7 protein-coding genes are annotated in these 20,436 nt (G+C 72.4%); all 7 read right to left on the bottom strand.

The genetic code is table 11. The features are described 5' to 3' along the window. Positions 1-32: 32 nt before the first annotated feature. Positions 33-2,195 (bottom strand): molybdopterin-containing oxidoreductase family protein, encoded by a 2,163-nt coding sequence (locus tag MET2598_RS0128070; protein WP_018263129.1) that lies wholly within the window; start codon positions 2,193-2,195, stop codon positions 33-35. Positions 2,196-2,631: 436 nt separating this feature from the next. After that, on the bottom strand, positions 2,632-3,837 hold the full coding sequence (locus MET2598_RS0128065) for a pyridoxal phosphate-dependent aminotransferase (RefSeq protein ID WP_018263128.1): 1,206 nt from the start codon (positions 3,835-3,837) through the stop codon (positions 2,632-2,634). A 253-nt stretch (positions 3,838-4,090) separates the two neighbouring features. Next, complete coding sequence (gene glgB / locus MET2598_RS0128060; RefSeq protein WP_018263127.1) at positions 4,091-6,391, bottom strand: 1,4-alpha-glucan branching protein GlgB; 2,301 nt, start codon at positions 6,389-6,391, stop codon at positions 4,091-4,093. Next, the gene (gene treS, locus MET2598_RS0128055) at positions 6,388-9,654 is read right to left on the bottom strand and encodes a maltose alpha-D-glucosyltransferase (RefSeq protein WP_018263126.1); all 3,267 of its coding nucleotides are present in this window, start codon (positions 9,652-9,654) and stop codon (positions 6,388-6,390) included. Before treS ends, glgB begins: the two co-directional genes overlap by 4 nt. Positions 9,655-9,818: 164 nt before the next feature. Beyond that, on the bottom strand, positions 9,819-13,187 hold the full coding sequence (locus MET2598_RS0128050) for a maltotransferase domain-containing protein (RefSeq protein WP_018263125.1): 3,369 nt from the start codon (positions 13,185-13,187) through the stop codon (positions 9,819-9,821). 232 nt (positions 13,188-13,419) lie between these two features. Then, positions 13,420-18,363, bottom strand: coding sequence for a malto-oligosyltrehalose synthase (locus MET2598_RS0128045; protein WP_018263124.1), 4,944 nt, complete (start codon positions 18,361-18,363; stop codon positions 13,420-13,422). Then, positions 18,363-20,180: a malto-oligosyltrehalose trehalohydrolase gene (treZ, locus tag MET2598_RS0128040; protein ID WP_026190985.1), complete on the bottom strand. Its 1,818-nt coding sequence runs from the start codon at positions 20,178-20,180 to the stop codon at positions 18,363-18,365. The genes MET2598_RS0128045 and treZ overlap by 1 nt, the downstream gene beginning before the upstream one ends. Positions 20,181-20,436 lie beyond the last annotated feature (256 nt).

The raw sequence follows: 20,436 nt of genomic DNA, 5'->3' as shown, positions 1-20,436 counted from the left end.
CCCCGCCCCCAGCGGGGCGGGGCGCCGTCGCCTCAATTGACGCGCGAGACCTCGACGAGGTTGTCGGAGAACGAGGGCGCATGCCCCATGTCGGTGAAGGCCGACGACGAGATGCTGTTCACCGTGCCCTCGTTGAGCTGGCGCCAGTAGCCGAGCGTGGCCACCACGATCCCGGACTTCACGTCGTCGGTGACGCGCGCCACGCCCTTGAAGCCGCCGCGGCCGTTGGCGACCCGCACGCGGTCGCCATCCACGATGCCGCGCGCCTCGGCATCCCGGGGGCTGATCATCACGAACTGCTCCCCCTGCCCCTTCTGCTTGTCCTCCATGTTCGCGTAGCAGGAGTTCAGGAAGTAGTGGCTCTTGGGCGAGACGATGTTGAGCGGGTAGCGCGCGGCGAGGTCGGGGTCGCTCGCGGGGGACTCGCGCGGGCCGAGATAGTCGGGCAGCGGGTCGAGCGCCTCGCCGGGCTGGAACCCCTCGTACATCTGCCGGAACGGCGGGGCGACGAAGTTCGTGGCGCCCTCGACCTTGAACATGCACTTGCCGGTCGGCGTCGGGAAGTTGCCCTCGCGGTGCGGCGCCCGGTCGTCGGGCGTGCCGACCTTCAGCCGGGCGAAGCCGTGCTCGCGCAGGTATTGCAGGTCGATGCCCTCGCAGGCCGGAGAGTTCCAGTCGACGTAGCGCTCCAGGCACTCCGCGTCCGACCACTTGAAGTTTTCCTCCTCGAAGCCGAGCCGGGCGGCCAGCCTCCGGAAGATCTCGTTGTTGGGAATGGCCTCGCCGGGCGCTTGCGCGCACTTGGTATTGTAGGTCAGGTAGAGGTGACCCCAGGAGAGGATCATGTCCTCCATCTCGGCGCCCATCGCGGCCGGCAGCAGGATGTCGGCGTAGGAGGCCGTGTCCGAGATGAAGTGCTCGGCCGAGACCAGGAACAGGTCCTCGCGCATCAATCCCTCGACGATCTTGTCGGTCTCGGGCGCCTGGGTGACCGGGTTCGAGTTCCAGCACATCATCGACATGATCGGGGGGTCGAGCTTCAGCTCGCCGGTGAGCGCCCGACCGATCTGCAGGTTGCTGACGACGCGGGTGCCCTCCGGGATCAGGTCGGGACGGCAGATGACGTCGAACTTGTAGGGATGCTCCCAGACCCCGAACTGCGTGATGCCGCCGCCGACGTGGCGCCACGCGCCGGTGAGCGCCGGGATGCAGGCGACGGCCCGGATGGTCTGGCCGCCGCCGTAGTGGCGCTCCAGCGCCACGCCGATGCGGATGCCCACCGGCTGGGCGGTCGCCATCTCGTAGGCGAGCTTGCGGATGTCCTCGGCCGGGACGCCGGTGATCTCCGCGGCCCATTCCGGCGTGCGCGTGCGCGCGCGCTCCTTGAGATCCTCGAAGCCGATCGTGTGGTTGTCGACGTAATCCTGGTCGACGAGGCCCTGCGCGATGATCGCGTTGATCAGCGCCATCGCCAGTGCGCCGTCGGTGCCGGGCTTCGGTGCGATGTGCCAGTCGGCACCCTTGGCGGTGCGCGAGGCGTAGGCGTCGATCACGACGACCTTGGCACCCTTCTGCTGGGCGTCCTTGACGATCGCCCAGTGGTGCAGGTTCGTGCTGACCGAGTTGCAGGCCCAGATGACGATGTACTTGGAGTGGATGTAGCTGTCCGGGTCGAGGCCCGCGGTCGGGCCGACCGTGAGCAGCCAGGCGGTGCAGGAGCCCTCACCGCAGAAGGTCCGCTCGGTGACGGTGGCGCCCAGGCGGTTGAAGAACGCGTCGCCGCCGTTGAGCCCGTGCACGAGCCCCTGGTTGCCGAGGTAGCTGTAGGGGGCGATGGCCTGCGGGCCGTAACGGTCGATGATCGCCCTCCACCGGGCGACGATCGTGTCCAGCGCCTCGTCCCAGGTGATGCGCTCGAACTGCTTCGAGCCCTTCGGGCCGACCCGGCGCATCGGGTAGAGAAGACGGTCCGGGTGGTAGTGGCGCTTCTCGTAGTCCTTCAGCTTCACGCAGAGGCCGCCGCGGGTCATCGGATGGTCGGGGTTGCCGCGCACGCCGAGGAGTTCGCCGTCCTTCACCTCGAACAGCATCGAGCAGGTGTCGGGGCAGTCGTGCGGGCAGCCGCCGAAGAAGGTCCCGGTCCGTCTCTCGGACTCGGCGCCGATCAAGGAATCGGGGTCGACGATCTCGTTCATGTTTCCTCCGCGGTCGAGCGCACAGCCTTCTTGTTCTTGGCGGGCCTGCCCGGTGCGGTGCCAGGATGCACTGATTGTCGGGCAAGTCCAAATGCGCGTTCGATGAAACGGCCGCCCCGGCGCGGGAACCGGGGCCGGCGCGGCGCGGAGCGGCACGCGGGAGCCGCGGCCGGGCGCCGGCCTCGCGAGGAGCCTGTCGTCCTGCGGGCGGGAAGACCGAGCGGCGCGCGGCCCGGCACAGCCCCGCGCCCGCCCAGGTGCGCCCGCCCAGGTGCGCCCGCCCAGGTGCGCCCGCTCAGGTGCACCCGCCCAGGTGCACCCGCTCAGGTCGGGGAGGGGCCGCTCCTCCCGGGGCGCGGTCCCTCGCGTGCCGGCCGCGCATCTGGACCGTGGGGGCTGCACCGCACCGCGGTGCGGACCGCGACCGCCCCGCCCATCAGCGGGCGAGCACCGGGGCGAGCCGCCGCACCGCCTCCTCCAGGTCGGCGGCGCCGCGGGCGAAGCAGAGCCGCAGGAAGCGCTCGCCGCCCGGGCCGAAGGCGGTGCCCGGGGCGACGCCCACATTGGCCTCGTCGACGAGGCGCATGGCGAGGCGGCGCGCATCGGGCTCGGCGGGAACCCGCGGGAAGGCGTAGAAGGCGCCGGCCGGCGGCGGCAGTTCGACGCCCGGCAGCCGCCCCAGTCCCTCGACCAGGATGCGCCGCCCCTCGCGGGCCTGGGCGATCTGGCCGGCGACGAGCGCCCCGCCCTCGCGGATCGCCGCCACGGCCGCGTGCTGCAGGAACGTCGCCACGCCGGAGGTCCCGTAGAGGACGAGCCCGTCGACGATCCGCCCGAGCGCCACCGGTCCTTCGAGCCAGCCGATGCGCCAGCCCGTCATCGCCCAGTTCTTCGAGAAGTTCTGGACGAAGAGCAGGCGGTCGCGGTCCTCGGGCTCCCAGACGTCGCGGAACGAGGGCGCGCGCCCGAGGGCCGCGTGGGCCGGGTCGAAGCTGAAGCGCCCGTAGATCTCGTCGGCGATGATCCAGAGGCCGTGGCGCCGGGCGATGGCCAGGACGGCGCGCAGGTCGTCGCGGCTCGCGGTCCAGCCGGTCGGGTTGGCGGGCGAGTTGAGCACGATGGCGCGGGTCGCCGGCGTGACCGCGGCGGCGAGGCGCTCCACGTCGAGGGCCCAGCCGGAGGCCGGGTCGAACTGCATCGGCACCATGACGCGGCGGGCGCCGTGCGCCGCGATGGCGCCGAAGAAGTTCGGCCAGGTCGGGGTCGGGATCACGACCTCGTCGCCGGGGGCGGCCGCGATCGCGAGCGCCACCTGGAACGCCTGCATGCCGCCGACCGTGACGAAGATCCGCTCGGGCTCCGCCGGGCCGCCGTAGACCGCCGCCACGTCATCGGCGATCGCCTCGCGCAGCGGCGGGATGCCGAGCATCCTCGTGTAGAAGGTGTGCCCGTCCCGGATCGCCCGGGCGGCGGCCTCGCCGATGAAGGCCGGGGTCGGCCGGTCGCCCTCTCCCACCCAGAGCGGGATCAGGCCCTCGCGGTCGGCACCGTAGGCGATCAGTTCCCCGATCCCGCTCGGCAGGACGCCGGCCGCCGCGGGATTCATCGGCGGCATGAGGGCGGGCACGGGGGTCGGGATCATGGGCGCGGCTCGCGGCAGGGAGGGACGACCCCCGAGCCATGCCCTCCCGGGCCGCCCGACTCAACCCTCATGCGCGCGCGGGCGCCCCGCGGCCGGGGAGAGGCGACGCGCCCGCGAGAGCCCCCGCGGGGATCATCCGAAATCCGACGGATTGCGTCGCCATCTCCCATTTCGGCCATGCGGATGTCGGCTCCGCTCACGCGCCGCGCGGGCTCGTCAGACGCTGTCCGGACGATCACGTCCGGACAGCGTCTCAGCCCTCGCGCACCAGGATCACGGTCCCCAGCGGCGGCAGCGACAGGGTCAGCGAGCAGGATTGCCCGTGCGAGGGGTCGCAGGACGCCTCCAGGCCCCCGTAATTGCCGACGTTGCTGCCGCCGTAGGCGGCCGCGTCGGTGTTGATCGCCTCCCGGTAATAGCCCGGGGCCGGCACGCCGATGCGGTAGCCGTGGCGGGGGATCGGGGTGAAGTTCGACACCACGATCGCGACCTGCCCCGCCTCGCGGCCCTTGCGGGCCCAGGCGATCACGCTGTTGTCGGCATCGTCCGCCACCAGCCACTCGAAGCCGGCCGCCTCCGTGTCGCGGGCGTGGAGGGCCGGCACCGCCGCGTAGAGGTGGTTGAGGTCGCGCACGAGGTCCTTGACGCCGCGATGGAACGCGTCGTCGAGCAGGTGCCAGTCCAGGCTCTGGTTGTGGTTCCACTCCCGCTCCTGGCCGAACTCGCCGCCCATGAACAGCAGCTTCTTGCCGGGATGGCCCCACATGAAGCCGAAATAGGCGCGCAGGTTGGCGAATCTCTGCCAGCGGTCGCCCGGCATCTTGCCGATGAGCGAGCCCTTGCCGTGCACCACCTCGTCGTGGGACAGCGGCAGGATGAAGTTCTCCGAGAAGGCGTAGAGCAGCCCGAAGGTCAGGTCGTTGTGGTGGTAGCGGCGGTGCACCGGGTCCTTCGAGATGAAGCGCAGGGTGTCGTGCATCCACCCCATGTTCCACTTGAAGCCGAAGCCGAGCCCGCCGGTATAGGTCGGGTGCGAGACGCCGGGCCAGGAGGTCGATTCCTCCGCCACCGTCATGGTGCCGGGGGCGTGCGCGTAGGTCGCCTCGTTGGTCCGGCGCAGGAAGTTGATCGCGTCGAGATTCTCGTTGCCCCCGTACTGGTTGGGGATCCACTCGCCGGCCCGCCGCGAATAGTCGAGGTAGAGCATGGAGGCGACCGCGTCCACGCGAAGCCCGTCGAGGTGGTACTCCTCCAGCCAGAAGCGGGCATTGGCCGCCAGGAAGGCCGAGACCTCGGTGCGCCCGAAATTGTAGATGTAGGTGCCCCAATCCTGGTGGAAGCCCTGGCGGGGATCGGCGTGCTCGTACAGGTGGGTGCCGTCGAAGAGCCCGAGCCCGTGCGCGTCGAGGGGGAAGTGGCCCGGCACCCAGTCGAGGAGGATGCCGAGGCCCGCCTCGTGGGCGGCGTTGACGAACTCGCAGAAATCCTCGGGCGAGCCGAAGCGGCTGGTCGGCGCGAAGAGCGAGACCGGCTGGTAGCCCCAGGAGCCGTCGAACGGGTGCTCGGTGATGGGCAGGAGCTCGATATGGGTGAAGCCCATCTCCTTGACGTAGGGGATCAGCCGCGCCGCGAGTTCCCGGTAGGTGAGGTAGCGGTTCCCCTCCTCCGGCACCCGCGCCCAGGAGCCGAGATGCACCTCGTAGATGCTGATCGGGCTGTGGCGGTGGTCGGCCTTGCCGCGGCTGCCCATCCAGGCCCCGTCGCGCCAGCGCGGCTGCGGCCGCCCGTTGAGGCGCGAGGCGGTCTCGGGCGGCTGCTGGGCCGCGAAGGCGACCGGGTCCGCCTTGAGCGGCAGGACCGCGCCGTCCGGGCCGCGGATCTCGAACTTGTAGTTCGTGCCCTTGGGCAGGTCGGGGATGAAGAGTTCCCAGACGCCGCCGTCGTGCCACAGGCGCATCGGGTGGCGGCGCCCGTCCCAGTCGTTGAAGTCGCCGACCACGCTGACGCGCCGGGCATTGGGCGCCCAGACCGCGAAGCGGAAGCCCGGCACGCCGCCGATCGTGACCGCCTGCCCGCCGAGCACCCGCTGCACCGCGTCGTTGCCGACGTCGCGCAGGAGCCCGATCTCGGCCTGGTTCAGCGTGGTGCCGAACTCGTAGGGGTCGCGCCGCAGCCGCTCGGTGTTGTCCCAGGCCTCGACCGCGATGCGGTAATCCGGGCGGCCCTCATGCGCGAAGGCGCCGACGAAGAAGCCGGCCGGGTGGCGGCGCTCCATCTCGATCCGGGCCTCGCCGAGGATCAAAGCCGCGGCGCGCGCCTCGGGCAGCACGGCCCGCACCTCCCACCGGCCGGGCGAGACCTCGTGCGGACCCAGGACCGCGAACGGATCGCCGTGGCCGGCCGCCATGATCGCCTCGACGGCGTCCGGGTGGAGCCCGGCGTGGCGGGCCGGCACGGCGGGGCGGGGCGCCTGGCCCGGCGCGTCCGGGGCGGCCGCAGGAATCGTCCGGGAGGGCGGGGCCGGCGGGCGGGCGCGGGTCGCGTCAACCGTCATTCGGGCACCTTTCTCATATGGTCCAGCAGGGAGAGCACGCCGCGGGCCGGAATCTCGATCCAGTCCGGGCGGTTGTTGGCCTCGTAGTCGATCTCGTAGAGCGCCTTGTTCAGCAGGCAGAGGCGCAGCAGGCGCTCGTGGGTGACGTCGTCCGCGACGGCGGCCCGGCTGCCGCGCACGGTGTGCCCGTAGGCCTCCAGGAAGGCGCCCTCGATCAGGCCGCGCCAGGCCGCGACCGCCGCGACCGTGCGGTCCTCGGCCTCGGCGAAGCGGGAGACGATCTCCCGGGTCACCGTCTCGCCGCCATACGCGAAGGAGCGCAGCACGCCGGCGACGTCGCGCAGCGGCGTCGCCTTGGCCCGCCGCTCCTCGACCGGCCGGGACGGCTCGCCCTCGAAGTCGACGATGATGAGGTCGTCCTGGGAGGCGAGCACCTGGCCGAGATGGTAATCGCCGTGGATGCGGGTCTTGTGGGCCCCGACCGGATCGAGGCGCCCGAGCCGGGTGATCAGCGCCTCGATCTCCTCGCGGGCGGCGAGGATCGCCGCGGCCGCCTCGCGGGCGCTCGCGGAGGCCGTGGCGGGGATCCCCGCGACGCCGCGCATCGCCTTCTCGCCCTGGCGGCGGGTATCGGCGACGAGGGCGGCGAGGTCCTCCGACGTGAAGGGCTCGGCCGCGAAGGCCGGGTCGTCGGTCTCCATCGCGAAGGCGCGGTGCATCTCGGCGGTGCGCTGGCCGAGCAGGCTCGCCCAGCGCAGGTGGGTGCCGAAGACCTCCTCGGGCGCCTGCGCCTCGCTCTCGGGCACGAGCACGATCGCGTCGAGGTCGCGGCGCAGGTACTCGCGCATCAGCGCCCACGCGTCGCCCTGGTTGCGCACGAAGGCCTGCAGCAGGGCGAGCGCCGTGCGGGTGCCGTCCCGGCCGACATGCTCGACCGTGCCGAGGAGCGCCGGCGTGTTGCGGAACCCCGTCACCTCGGTGAGGAAGCGGCCGACCTCGACCTCGGGATGGGTCCCGGTCTGGAGGCGGCGCAGGAGCTTCAGCATCAGCCGCGAGCCGAAGGCGATCGAGGTGTTGCTCTGCTCGGCCGAGAGCCGGCGGATGTCGGCCGGGTCGAGGTCGAGATCCGGGTCGAAGAGCGAGGTGGCGCGGAATTCGAGCCGCCCCTCCTCGGAGGGCAGGTCGCGGCCCTCCCGCATCCCGTCGACGACCGCGAGGGCGAAGTCCGGCGAGGAGGCCGCCCCGTACAGGAGGCCCATCCGCGGCCCGCGCCGCACCCGCGCGACGGCGTGGTCGAGGAGCGCCTCGTCCTCCCGGCCCTCGTCCACCGCGAGCGGCGTGAAGTATTCCTGGCGCTCGCCGCTCGAGAGCGACACGGACAGGCGCGGCAGCAGGTAGCCGCTCCGGCCCGAGCGGGCGGGCAGGACGGCGCTGTCGACGACCTGCACCTGCCGGATGCGCGAGCCCTTGGCCCCGAACCAGCGCCGCGAGCCGATGAAGCGCGGCGCCACCGTGCGCTCGAAGGCCTGCCGCTCGCGGCCCTGGATCAGGGTCTCGACGCCTCCGGTGAGCACGAGGGTGAAGAGTTCGGGCGCCTCCTGGCGCGGCGCCGCCTCGGCGTGGCCCTGCGCCAGCTTGAACCAGTAGAAGCCGTAGGCCGGCAGCGTCAGCAGGTAGGGCAGGTCGCCGATCGGCGGGAAGGAGGTGCCGCCCGTGAGCTCCACCGGCACCGCCGTGCGCAGCTCCGAGAGGTCGAGCTGCACCGCCTGCGGCGCCCGCGACAGGTTGGCGACGCAGAGCACCTTCTCGTCGTCGAACTCACGCAGCCAGGCCAGCACCTTGCGGTTGTCCGGGTAGAGGAAGCGCAGCGTGCCGCGGCCGAGCGAGCGGTGGTTGTTGCGGATGGCGATCATCCGCCGCGTCCAGTTGAGCAGGCTGGTCTGGGCGCGGCTATGGGCCTCGACGTTGACGGCGTCGAAGCCGTAGATCGGGTCCTGGATGGTGGGCAGGAACAGGCGCGCCGGGTCGGCGCGGGAGAAGCCGCCGTTCCGGTCGGGCGACCATTGCATCGGGGTGCGCACCCCGTCGCGGTCGCCCAGGTAGATGTTGTCGCCCATCCCGATCTCGTCGCCGTAATAGAGCACCGGGGTCCCGGGCATCGACAGCAGCAGGAACTTCATCAACTCGATCTTGCGCCGATCGTTCTCCAGCAGGGGCGCGAGGCGGCGGCGGATGCCGAGGTTGATGCGGGCGCGGCGGTCGGCGGCGTAGAAGCTCCAGAGGTAGTCCCGCTCCTTGTCGGTGACCATCTCGAGCGTCAGCTCGTCGTGGTTGCGCAGGAAGATCGCCCATTGGCAGCCCTCCGGGATCTCCGGCGTCTGCCGCATGATATCGGTGATCGGGTGCCGGTCCTCCTGCGCGATCGCCATGTACATCCGCGGCATCAGGGGAAAGTGGAACGCCATGTGGCACTCGTCCCCGTCGCCGAAGTACTGCGCGGTCTCCTCGGGCCACTGGTTGGCCTCGGCGAGCAGCATGCGGTCCGGGTAGCCGGCGTCGAGGGCGGCGCGGATCTTCTTGATGACGTCGTGCGTCTCGGAGAGGTTCTCGCAGTTCGTGTCCTCGCGCTCGATCAGGTAGGGGATCGCGTCGAGGCGCAGGCCGTCCACCCCCATGTCGAGCCAGTAGCGCATCACCTCGATCACCGCCTCCAGCACGCGCGGATTGTCGAAGTTCAGATCCGGCTGGTGCGAGTAGAAGCGGTGCCAGTAATAGGCCTTGGCGACCGGGTCCCAGGTCCAGTTCGAGGCCTCGGTGTCGAGGAAGATGATGCGCGTGTCGCGGTACTTCTCGTCCGTGTCGGACCAGACGTAGAAGTCGCGCCACTTGGAGCCCTTGGGGGCGCTGCGGGCGCGCTGGAACCAGGGGTGCTGGTCCGAGGTGTGGTTGATGACGAGCTCGGTGATGACGCGCAGGCCGCGCTCGTGCGCCTCGCGGACGAAGCGCCGGAAATCGCGCATCGTGCCGTAGGACGGGTTGATGCCCTTGTAGTCGGCGATGTCGTAGCCGTCGTCCCGCAGCGGCGAGGGGTAGAACGGCATCACCCAGATCGCCGTCACCCCGAGGTCGCGGATGTAGTCGAGCTTGGCGGTCAGGCCGTCGAAGTCGCCGATGCCGTCGTTGTTGGCGTCGAAGAAGGATTTGACGTGGACCTGGTAGATGATGGCGTCACGGTACCATTGCGGATCGCTGCGATCGATCATCGCGTCAGAGCCTCGTTCGACCGGGTTCCGTGCGCCGCGCGGGGACGGTCTCGTCCCGCATGAGCGCCTCTCGCCGGGAGGGAGTTCGGGAAACGACGGGTGCGGGTCGGCTCAGGGCGGGGGCCGCCGCGAGCCGCGAGCGGGTCGTGCTGCCACGCGCGGCCTCAGACCGCAACCCGGCGCAGCCGCCAGATCACGACCGAGCGCTCGGCCGGGTCGAGGGCGATGCGGTGGGTCCTGCCGCGCAGCTGGAACTTGTAGCCGAGCAGCAGGTCCTCGACCTCGACGGCGCCGTCGTCCGGCAGGCCGAATTCCCAGAGCGGCACGTCGTAGCTGCATTCCTGCCGGTTCCTCGGGTCGAGATTGACCATGACGAACACCGCGTTGTCCCGCTCCGGCGTCGCCCGCAGGTAGGCGAGGATCTGGTCGTTCCAGGCCGGCGTGAACACCACGTTCCGGAAGTCCCAGAGCGCCGGATTCTCCCGGCGGATGCGGTTGAGCTTGATGATGTGGTCGCGGATGTGGCCGGGCCGGTCGTAGTCCCAGGCCTTGATCTCGTACTTCTCGGAATCGAGGTATTCCTCCTTGCCGGGGATCGGGGTGCCCTCGCAGAGCTCGAAGCCGTTGTAGATCCCGTAGACGCTCGACAGGGTGGCGGCGAGCGTGCCGCGCACGATGAAGCCCGGCCGCCCGCTCGTCTGCAGGTAGAACGGGTTGATGTCCGGCGTGTTGGCGAAGAAGTTCGGGCGGTAGTACTCGCCCATCTCGCCGGCGAGTTCCTCGGAGTAGCTGGTCAGCTCCTGCTTCGTGTTGCGCCATGTGAAGTAGGTGTAGCTCTGCTGGAAGCCCGCCTTGGCCAGCTTCTTCATCATCTTCGGCCGGGTGAAGGCCTCGGCGAGGAAGAGCACGTCGGGGTAGCGGTCGTTGATGTCGCGGATCATCCAGTCCCAGAACGGGATCGGCTTGGTGTGCGGGTTGTCGACCCGGAAGATGCGCACCCCCAGCTCGACCCAGACGAGCACGGTGTCGCGCAGCGTCAGCCAGAGCGAGGGCAGGCTGCCCTCCCGGTAGAAGTCGACGTTGACGATGTCCTCGTACTTCTTGGGCGGGTTCTCCGCGTACTTGATGCTGCCGTCCGGGCGCCAGTCGAACCATTCCGGGTGCTGCGCGATCCAGGGATGGTCGGGCGAGCACTGGATGGCGAAGTCGAGGGCGACCTCCATGCCGTGGGCGTGGCTCGCCGCGACGAGGCGGCGGAAATCGTCGAGCGTGCCGAGCTGCGGGTGGACCGCGTCGTGGCCGCCCTCCTCGGCGCCCACCGCGTAGACCGAGCCGACGTCGCCCTCGCGGGCCCTCAGCGAGTTGTTCTTGCCCTTGCGGTTCTTGCGGCCGATCGGGTGGATCGGCGTGAAGTAGAGCACGTCGAAGCCGAGTTCGCGGATGGCGGGGAGCCGGGCGATCACGTCGTCGAAGGTGCCGTGGCGGTTCGGGTCGCCCGATTGTGAGCGGGGGAAGATCTCGTACCAGGCGGAGAAGCGGGCCGCGAGCCGGTCGGCGAACACTTCCAGCACCACCGGGTAGCGCGAGAGGTTCACCTTCTCGGAATTGCGGTGGATCAGGCGCTGGTGGTCCAGGATGCGGCGGCGCTGCGCGTCGGAGCCCGGCGCGTCGGCGTCGAGGGCGGCGACGAGGCCCCGCAGCGCGTCGGCGTCGCTGCCGTCCGCGAGCTCCGCCGCGCGCCGGACCAGGGCCACGCCCTCGATGGTCTCGAGATGCACGTCGACGCCCGCGAGGCGCTTCTTCTCCAGGCCGCGCAGCCAGGACGAGAAGTCGTCGCGCCACGCCTCCACCGTGTACTCGTAGCGGGCATTGCGCAGGAGCGGGAAGGAGCCGCCCCAGCGGTCGTTGTCGATGAACACCATCGGGTCGCGGCGCCACTCGCGCTCGCCGGCCAGCCGCGACAGCACCGCCGCGTTGATGACCTCGTGCCCGTCCGTGAAGATGTCGGCCTCGACCCGCAGGCGCTCGCCCACGACCCGCTTGACCGCCGAGCGGCCCCCGTCGATCTCCGGCGACACCGCCTCGATGACGACGCGCCCCTCCCCGCCCGGCTCGGATTTGCGCCGCTTCGGCGGCACCTGGGCGGCGATGCGCCGGGCCGCCAGGATGTGGACGGCGCCGGGGGGCAGGTCGACCGAGACGTCCGGCCGGAAGGGGAGCGGCGCCGCCTCGGGCGTGAGGTCCTCGAAGGGCCCGAGCTCGCCCCCCGTGCGGGCGATGAGCGGGCCGGGATCGACCGCGACGGCGGCCTCGCCCGGGTTGAACAGCACGATCACCGCGTGGTTCGCCGAGCCCGGATGGCCGGTATCGAGGCGCAGCAGCGCCACGTAGGGCGCGTCCGGCGCCGAGAGCCGCCACTGCGCGCCCTCGACGTTGGCGGCCGGCAACTCGGCCCGCAGGCGGTTGACGGCGCCGATGAAGCCCGAGATGTCGATGCCGCTGTCCGGCTCGCGGGAGGCCGGGCTCGTCTCGACCACGTGGAGCGGCTGCCGGTAGCCCCACTCGTAGCCGATCGGCATCAGCACCCCGGCCGAGAAGAAGGCCGCCAGCGCGTAGCGGGTCTTGAGCCGCCGCGCCACCGCCTCCGGCCCCCCCGCCACCCCGGCGGCGAGCCGGGCCATGTCGTGATTCTCCGGGAAGGCGATCGAGGGCGCGAGGATGCGCAGGCGGTCGTACTGCTCCAGCGCCCAGGGCGCCTTCAGGTCCCACCACGCGAAGCTGTTGAACAGGTAGTCGAAGCCGGCGCCCGCGGTGGCGCGGGCCTCCTCGAAGGTGCAGCCGAGCGTCTCGGCCGCGAAGAGCACCGCGTGGTCGCGGCCCTTCGCGGCGCCGATCAGCGCGCGCCAGACCTCCGGGGGCACCTTGTAGGCGGCGTCGCAGCGGAAGCCCCGCACGCCGAGCCCCTGCAGCCGGGCGACGTAGCGGTCCCAGAACCCGGTCAGCGCGGCGCGCGGGCCCTCCGCGTGGTAGTCGAACTCGGCGAGGTCGCCCCAGACCGTCACCTTGCTCGGGTCGTCCGGGTCGACCGCGGCCGGGCTCACCGGGGTGCCGGTCGCGTCGCGCAGGAAGAGGTCGGGCCGCTCGCGCACGAGGCGCCCGTCATTGGCCGCGTGGTTGACGACGAGGTCGGTCATCACCCGCAGGCCGGATTCGGCCGCCGCGGCCACGAAGCGGCGGATCTGCTCGTCGTCCGGCGCGCCGTCCGGGTCGCGGAAGCGGTCGTCGAGCCGGTCGGGATCGGCCACCGCGTAGAGCGAGCCCGAGCCGCCGGTCTGGTGGAACGGGTTGAGGTAGACCCAGTCGAACCCCATCGCGGCGATGCGCGGCAGCTCCGCGGTCCAGTCCCGCACCCGCCCGACGAGGAGCGGGAACAGGTTGTAGATGCGGGGGCCCGTGGCGGGCGGCGCGAGGTTGGCGGGCAGCGGCGTCACGGCGCGCTCGGCGGGCGTGGTGCTGGTGCGGGGTGCGTTCATCGGACCGATCCTGCCTGCAACCTCTCTGGAGCCTCGCATCGTGTGCCGCACGGCCGCGACGCCGCCGTGACCTTGGCCGGGGCGGGATTCGGCGCGGTTCCGCCCTCCCCCGGCCGGGGCAGGGTCCTGGAATCCTGGAATCCCCCGGGATTCTCGAATCCCCTGGGATCCTGGAATCCCCGCCCCGCTCCCGTCCGGGAGGGGGCGCCCGCGTCCGAACCCCGGCCGCGGCTCAACTCGATGCCGTTACCCGCCGCAGGACCGCGACGGGAAGCCTCCGGAAGAGGCGGTCGAGCGGAAGACGCCCGCCCTCCTCCCCCAGTTCCTCTCCGGTGACGAGATCGCGCCAGCGGCTGCCCTCCGGAACCGGGAGCGCGCTGCCGGCGAAGGCCCCGGCCAGGCGCGGCAGGTCGCCCGCCGCCTCGTCCTGCAGCAGGCTCTCCACGTGGCGCGGCAGCGCCACCAGGAGCTCGCCCCCGCCCGCCGCCTCGCCGCGCAGGAAGGCGAAGGCCTGCCCGGCGCGCGGCCCCTCCGCGGCGAGCGGCCGGTAATCGGCCTGCGCGTAGAAGCCCGGCGCCGCGGCGCGGTCGGCGAGGAGGCGCGCCAGCACCGCCTGCTTGATCCGCCCGTCCGGCCAGTGCGCCAGCATCTCCTCGACCGAGCCGCCCTCGGCGAGCGCCCGTGCCCGGGCCGCGTAGTCGACCGGGCGGCGGTTGTCGGGATCGACGAAGGAGAAGTCCCAGAACTCCGTGCCCTGGTAGGTGTCGGGCAGGCCCGGCAGGGTGCATTTCAGCGCCGTGCGGGCGAGCCCGGTCACCATGCCGATGCGGGCGAGCCGGGCCGCGAACGGCCGCAACGCCGTGAGGAAGGCGGAATCCGGGGCGATCAGCGCGTCGAGGAGCCGCGCCACCGCGCCCTCGTAGGCCTCGTCGACGTTGACCCAGCTCGACCAGCGCTTGCTCTCGCGCAGGGCCTTCTCCGCGTAGGTCCCGAGCCGCCCGCGGAACGCCGCCACCGCGCCCGCGTCGGAGACGTCCTCCAGGAGTTCGAGGGGCCACGCCCCCAGGATGGCCTGGAGGAGCATCCACTGGTCGTTGGCGTCCGGCGCCGGCTCGCCCTCGACCTCGCCGAGATGCGGCCCGGCGATCTCCCGCCAGCGCGCCCACTCGGCCCGCCACGCCTCGGGCATCGCCGAGAGGGCGAGCAGCCGGGCGCGGGCATCCTCGCCGCGCTTGGTGTCGTGGGTCGCCGTGGCGATCTGGGCGTTCGGCCAATCGCGGGCGCGGGCGGCCTGGAGGGCGTGGAAATGCTCCGCCGCAAGCCCGTACTCGCCGGGATCCCCGCCCACCTCGTTGAGCGCGAGGAGTTCGACGTAGCGGTAGAACAGCGTGTCCTCCAGGCTCTTGGCCATGACCGGGCCGGTCAGCTGCTGGAAGCGGCGGCGCACGCGGCGCACGATTTCGGGCGAGGGCCGGCCCGGGCCGTCGGTGTCGATGCGCCCCAGCAGCACGCCCTGGGCGAAGTCGTGCACCGAGCGGTCCGGCAGCCGCGAGTGCCGCTTGGCCCGGCGCACCGCCCCCTCGATCAGCCGCACGTCCTCCGGCTCCAGGTCGCCCTCGTCGAGGTCCTGGGGCATGTAGCTGCGATAGACCGGGAACCGCGCCACGATCTCGGTCAGGGCCTGGCGCAGGGCGTTGACCGAGAAGTCGCGGGTGCGCCGGTCGGCGTCGGCCACGCGCTTGAGGTCGGAGGTCAGCACCTCGAGCTCGCTCGCGAAGCTCGTCTCCAGGATCTCGGCCTTCACCTGGCGCAGGAGCAGGCCGTAGGACTCGTCGGTGCCGGTCGCCTCCGCGTAGAGGGCGCGCACCGCCTCCTGCTTCGCGCGGTCGACGAAGAGCCCGTCGATCTGGTTGAGCACGTCGTAGCCGGTGGTACCCGCGACCGGCCATGGCCGCAGGCGCTCGCCGGGCTCCAGGATCTTCTCCACCACGATGTAGAAGCCCGGCCCCACGGCGGCCTGGAGGGCGCGCACGTAGCCGGCCGGGTCGGCGAGGCCGTCGATGTGGTCGATGCGCAGGCCGTCGATCCGCCCCTCGCGGATGTGGCGGAACAGCATGGCGTGGGCGCCCTCGAACACCGCCGGGCGCTCGACCCGCAGGCCCGCGAGCGAGTTCACGTCGAAGAAGCGGCGGTAGTTGATGTCGCTCGCCGCGACCCGCCAATGGGCGAGCCGGTAGGATTGCGCCTCCAGGATGCGGTGGAGCGCCCCGAAACTGTCGGGGTGGCCCTTGAAGCCGTTCACCAGGGTCACGGCCCGGTCGATGGCGTGGCGCAGCTCCGGGGCGTGCGCCACCGCCTCGGCGAGGCGCTGCTTGAGGCCGTCGGCCTCGGCCGGGAAGCCCGCGAGGCGCGCCTCCTCGGTCTCCTCGCTCATCCGCCGCAGGCGCTCGGAGATCGACAGCACGGTCGCGGCGGCCTCGTCCCCGGCCTCCGGCAGGGCCGCGAGCGCCCGGTCGAGGATGATCGGGTAGCTGAGCGGGGAGATCGGGAATTTGTGCTCGTAGTGCCAGACCGAGAAGCCGCCCTCGGCCGGGTCGAAGGTGAGCGTGAGGTCGCCCTTCTCCAGCGCCTCGCCGTAGCGGGTGCCGAGGAAGGGCACGACGAGCTTGTTGTGGGCGCCGAGGCGCTCCCAATCGATGTCGAAGGCCTGCGCGGCGGGCGAGAGCGGCCCCCATTCGAGGACCGAGAGCCACCAGGGATTGTCGGCGCCGCCGACCCCCATGTGGTTGGGCACGATGTCGAGCAGGAGCTTCAGGCCGTGCGCCTTCAGGGCGTCGCTGAAGCGGATGAAGGCCTCCTCGCCGCCGAGTTCCGGGTTGATCTCGCGGTGGTCGACGATGTCGTAGCCGTGGGTCGAGCCGGGCCGGGCCTTGTGGATCGGCGAGGCGTAGACGTGGCTGATCCCGATCCCGGCGAGGTAGGGCACGATCCCGACCGCGTCGTCGAAGGTGAAGTCCTTGTGGAATTGCAGCCGGTAGGTCGCCCGCGGGGGCTCCGAGGCGAGGCGCGCGGCGCCCGAGCGCGGCCCGCGATCCTCCGAGGCCAGGGAGGCGGCGAGCTTGGCGAGCGGCCCACCCGGGGCCGCGATCGCGTCGAGGTCGCGGTCGAGCTTGCGGCGCCAGTTCGGGTAGCCGTCGGTGATGCCCGGCATGTTGGCCTGGCTCACCTCGCCGAGCACGTCCTCGTACTGCACGGCGGTCAGCACCGAGGGCGCGCGGGCGAGGTAGCGGGCGGCGGCGTCGAAGGGCGGCTGGTCGGGCGGCTCGGCGCCGGGCTGCAGGTTCTCGCCGTGCAGCGCCTCGGAGAGGCGGCGGCGCTCGGTCACCCGCTCGGCCCGCTCGCCCTCCGCCCGCTCGGCGTCGTAGAGCCCGAGCGACTGGCGCAGGTCCGTGTCGACGCCCCGCCACCAGCCCACGAAGGTCGGCAGGTCGTGGGTGGTGATCGCGCAGAGCGCGTCGCGCGGATAGGCGCCCGGGCTCTTGAAGGAGCCGCCCTCCCCGCGCTCGAAGGCCAGGATGCGGTAGCTCAGGATCCCGGCCTGCATCAGCGCGTCGGAGAAGCCCTCCGGCGCGGTGCCGAGATCCTCCGCGATGACGAGGCACTTCGCCCGGTGGCTCTCCAGCCGCAGCACCGCCAGCATCGGCCCGAACGGCATGGCCACGTAGGCGCCGTTCCTCGCCCCGCGGCCGAGCGGGATCAGGTAGAGCCGGGCGAGCTGGAAGGCGTGGTCGATCCGGATCGCCCCGGCATGGCGCATGTTGGCCTGGACGAGGGCCCGGAAGGCCGCGAGGCCGTCGCGCTCCAGCGCCAGGGGGTCGAAGGGCGGCAGGCCCCAATCCTGGCCGCTCGGGGCGAGGAGGTCGGGCGGGGCGCCGATCGACAGGCCGGCGGCGAAGCGCTCGGGATGCGACCACACTTCCGAGCCGCCCCGGTCGGCGCCGACCGCGAGGTCGCGGTAGAGGCCGAGCCGCATGCCGGACGCCTGCGCGGCCGCGGCGGCCTCGGCGAGCTGCCGGTCGGCGAGGAATTGCAACCAGGCGTAGAAGGCGATGCGCTCCGGGTTCTCCCGCACGAAGGCGCGCACCTCCGGGGTGCCGTTGCGCCGGTAGGGCTCCGGCCACTCGCCGAGCCAGTGGGCGCCCTGGCGGCGGAAATGCTCGGAGAGCGCGTCGAAGCTGGCGTGGGCCTCCAGGCTCTCGCCGCCCGCGGCGCGGAAGGCGAGGAAGTCGGTGTCCCGCCCGGCCCGGGCGCGGGACTCCTGCCAGAGCGCGTCGAGGACCGGCCCCAGCACCTCCCAGACGCCCGCGTGGTCGACGAGGGCCGCGTCGCGCAGGCGCGCGATCTCCGGGCGCCTCTCCTCCAGGAGCGCGGCGGCCCGGCTGCCGGCAAAGCCCGGCACGGCGGCCGGGTCGATGTAGAGCGTCTCCAGGAAGAGCCGCGAGGAGGGCGAGTAGGGCGAGACCTTGTGGCGGTCGCTCGGGAACAGGGCGTGGACGGGGCTCAGGCCCAGGAAGGCGGCGCCGCGCGCGCCCGCGTCGCTCGCCGCCCGGGCGGCGTCCGCGTAGGTGCCGATGCCGAGATTGCCCGCCGAGCGCATGCCGTAGAGCTGCACGGCGAGGCCCCAGTCCCGGGCGCCCTCCTCGCCGAGCGCCCGCGGCCGCCAGCAGCGATGCGGCGCGGCGATCACGGTCGCCTCGGCACGCTGCTCGCCGAGGCCGACGGAGAGCCGGTGGTAGCCCGGCGTCAGGGGCGGCAGGTCGAAGCCCGAATCCGCGTCGCCCGCCGCCACGAGGGCGCGGCCGTCGCGGGCGCTCCCGCGCTCGTCGACGAGGCGCCAGGTGAGGCTGCCGCCGCCGCGCGCCCGCACCGGCACCCGGGAGGCCCGGCGCGCCTCGACGGGCAGGAGCGGCGGCACGAGGCCGCGGCGCAGGGCCTCGACCCGTGCGAGGCTCGCGCGCGCCTCCTCCTCGGTCCCGCAGGGCAGGCCCATGGCGGCGAGCACGCCGCAGCGCACCTCCAGCGGCGTCTCGACCCGCTGGCCGAAGGCGTCCGTGTAGCTGGCGGCGACGCCCGCGAGATCGGCGAGCCGCGCGACCACATCCTCGGACACCGCCATCACGCCACCCCTCTCGCGAAGAACCCGGTCCAGGCCGGCAGGACGATCTCGCCGCCCTCGCGGCAGGTTGCAGCGGGCGAGACCCAGATCAAGCGCCCCTCCGGCGTCGGCAGGGCGAACTCCGCACCGAAATTGGCGACGAAGCGCAGCGTGCCGCCCGCGAAGCGCCAGGTGACGTCGACGACGTCCGGCCGCGGCAGCCGCGCCGTGCCGCCTTGCCAGCCCGACCGCGTCAGCGGCACGACCTCCCGCGCGCGCGTCGCCAGCAGCGCCCTGGTGTCGGCCAGCACCTCGCGGTGGGGCGAGCGCTCCCGCTCCGCCCAGTCGATCGTCGAGCGCCGGAAGGTCGCCTCCGCGGTCGGGTCGGGGATCGCCTTGGCCTTCTCCTCGTCGGCGAACGCGGCGAAGTGGCGGAATTCCCGCCGCCGCCCCTCGCGCACCGCCTTGTTCAGCGCCTCGTCGGGCGCGAAATCGACGAAGAACTGGAAGGGCGCGGAGGCCGACCATTCCTCGCCCATCCAGAGCATCGGGATCTGCGGGGCGAGCAGCAGGCCGGCGCGGGCCAGCGCCAGCCGGTCGGGATCGGCGAGGTGGCTCAGGCGCTCGCCCATCGCGCGGTTGCCGACCTGGTCGTGGTTCTGCAGGAAGGTGACGAAGGCCGAGGGCGGCAGGTGACCCGAGGGCTCGCCGCGCGGGTGGTTGTCGAGGGTGCGGAAGGGCTCGCCCTGATAGGCGAAGCCCTCGGCGAGGCTGCGGGCGAGGTGCGCGACCGGCCGGTCGGCGAAGCTGCCGTAATAGCCGGCCGCCTCGCCGGTGAGCAGCACGTGCCAGCCGTGATGGAGGTCGTCCGCCCATTGCGCGGTGTGCAGGGTTGGCCTGCCCCCCTCCCCGCGCTCCAGCCAGCGGGCCTGGTTGGCCTCGTTCTCCAGGATCAGGTGAACCTCGCGGTCGCCCGCGGCCGCGCGGATGCGGGAGCCGAGTTCCGCCAGGAAATGGGTGTGGGAATCGTCGAGGATCGCGTGGACGGCGTCGAAGCGCAGGCCGTCCGCGTGGAATTCCTCGATCCAGTACAGGGCGTTGTGCAGGAAGAAGTCCCGCACCACGCGCCCGCTCTCGCCCCCGTCGAAGTTGATGCCGGCGCCCCAGGGCGTCTGGTGGCGCTCGGTGAAGAAGGTCTTGGCATAGGCGTGGAGGTAGTTTCCGGCCGGGCCGAAATGATTGTAGACGACGTCGAGGAAGATCATCAGCCCGAGCCCGTGGGCCCGGTCGATCAGGCGCTTGAGGTCGTCGGGGGTGCCGTAGGCGGAATCGGGCGCGAAGGGCAGCACGCCGTCGTAGCCCCAGTTGCGCGAGCCCTTGAAATCGGCGAGCGGCAGGAGCTCGACCGCGGTGACGCCGAGGTCGCGCAGATCCTCGAGCTTGGCCGCCAGCGCCGCGTAGGTGCCCTCCGGGGTCGCGGTGCCGACATGGGCCTCGTAGACCACCGCCTCCTCCCAGGGCCGCCCGCGCCAGCCCTCGTCCGTCCAGGCGAAGGCGCCCGGATCGACGACCTGGCTCAGGCCCGCGACGTCCTCGGGCTGGAAGCGCGAGGCGGGGTCCGGGACGACGAGGTCTCCGTCGATGCGAAAGCCGTAGCGGGCGCCGGCCCTGGCCTCGGGCCGGGTCAGGCGCCGCCAGCCCGCGCCGACCTCCGGCATCGGGTGCTCGGCGCCGTCGAGGACGAGGGCGACCTCGCGCGCGGTCGGCGCCCAGAGCGCGAAGCGCACGCCCTCCGGCTCGACCTGTGCGCCGAAAGGCATGCTGTGCGCGCGCCGCATCGAATTCACCCTTCTCGTGCCGGTCGGAGGCGATTGGCCCTGCGCCGGGCCCCTCGACGAGGCAATCCGCCGAGCTTCCGCCGGTTCCGCCCCGCTGCCGGGCTTCGCGCCCGCAGCCGGGCGGTGGGGCGGCGGCGCCACACCGGGTGCCGGGGGGCCATCCCCGGCCCGCCGCATGGCCGGTTTCATGGCCGGTTTCATGGCTCGCTGCGTCGACGGATCCGCCCGATCACCGGATCCGTCACCCTCGCGCCAT

The organism is Methylobacterium sp. WSM2598 (genome assembly GCF_000379105.1).
GTDB lineage: Bacteria > Pseudomonadota > Alphaproteobacteria > Rhizobiales > Beijerinckiaceae > Methylobacterium.
Note: the sequence above shows the minus strand (reverse complement) of the source record. Positions and strands in the feature narration are given on the sequence as shown.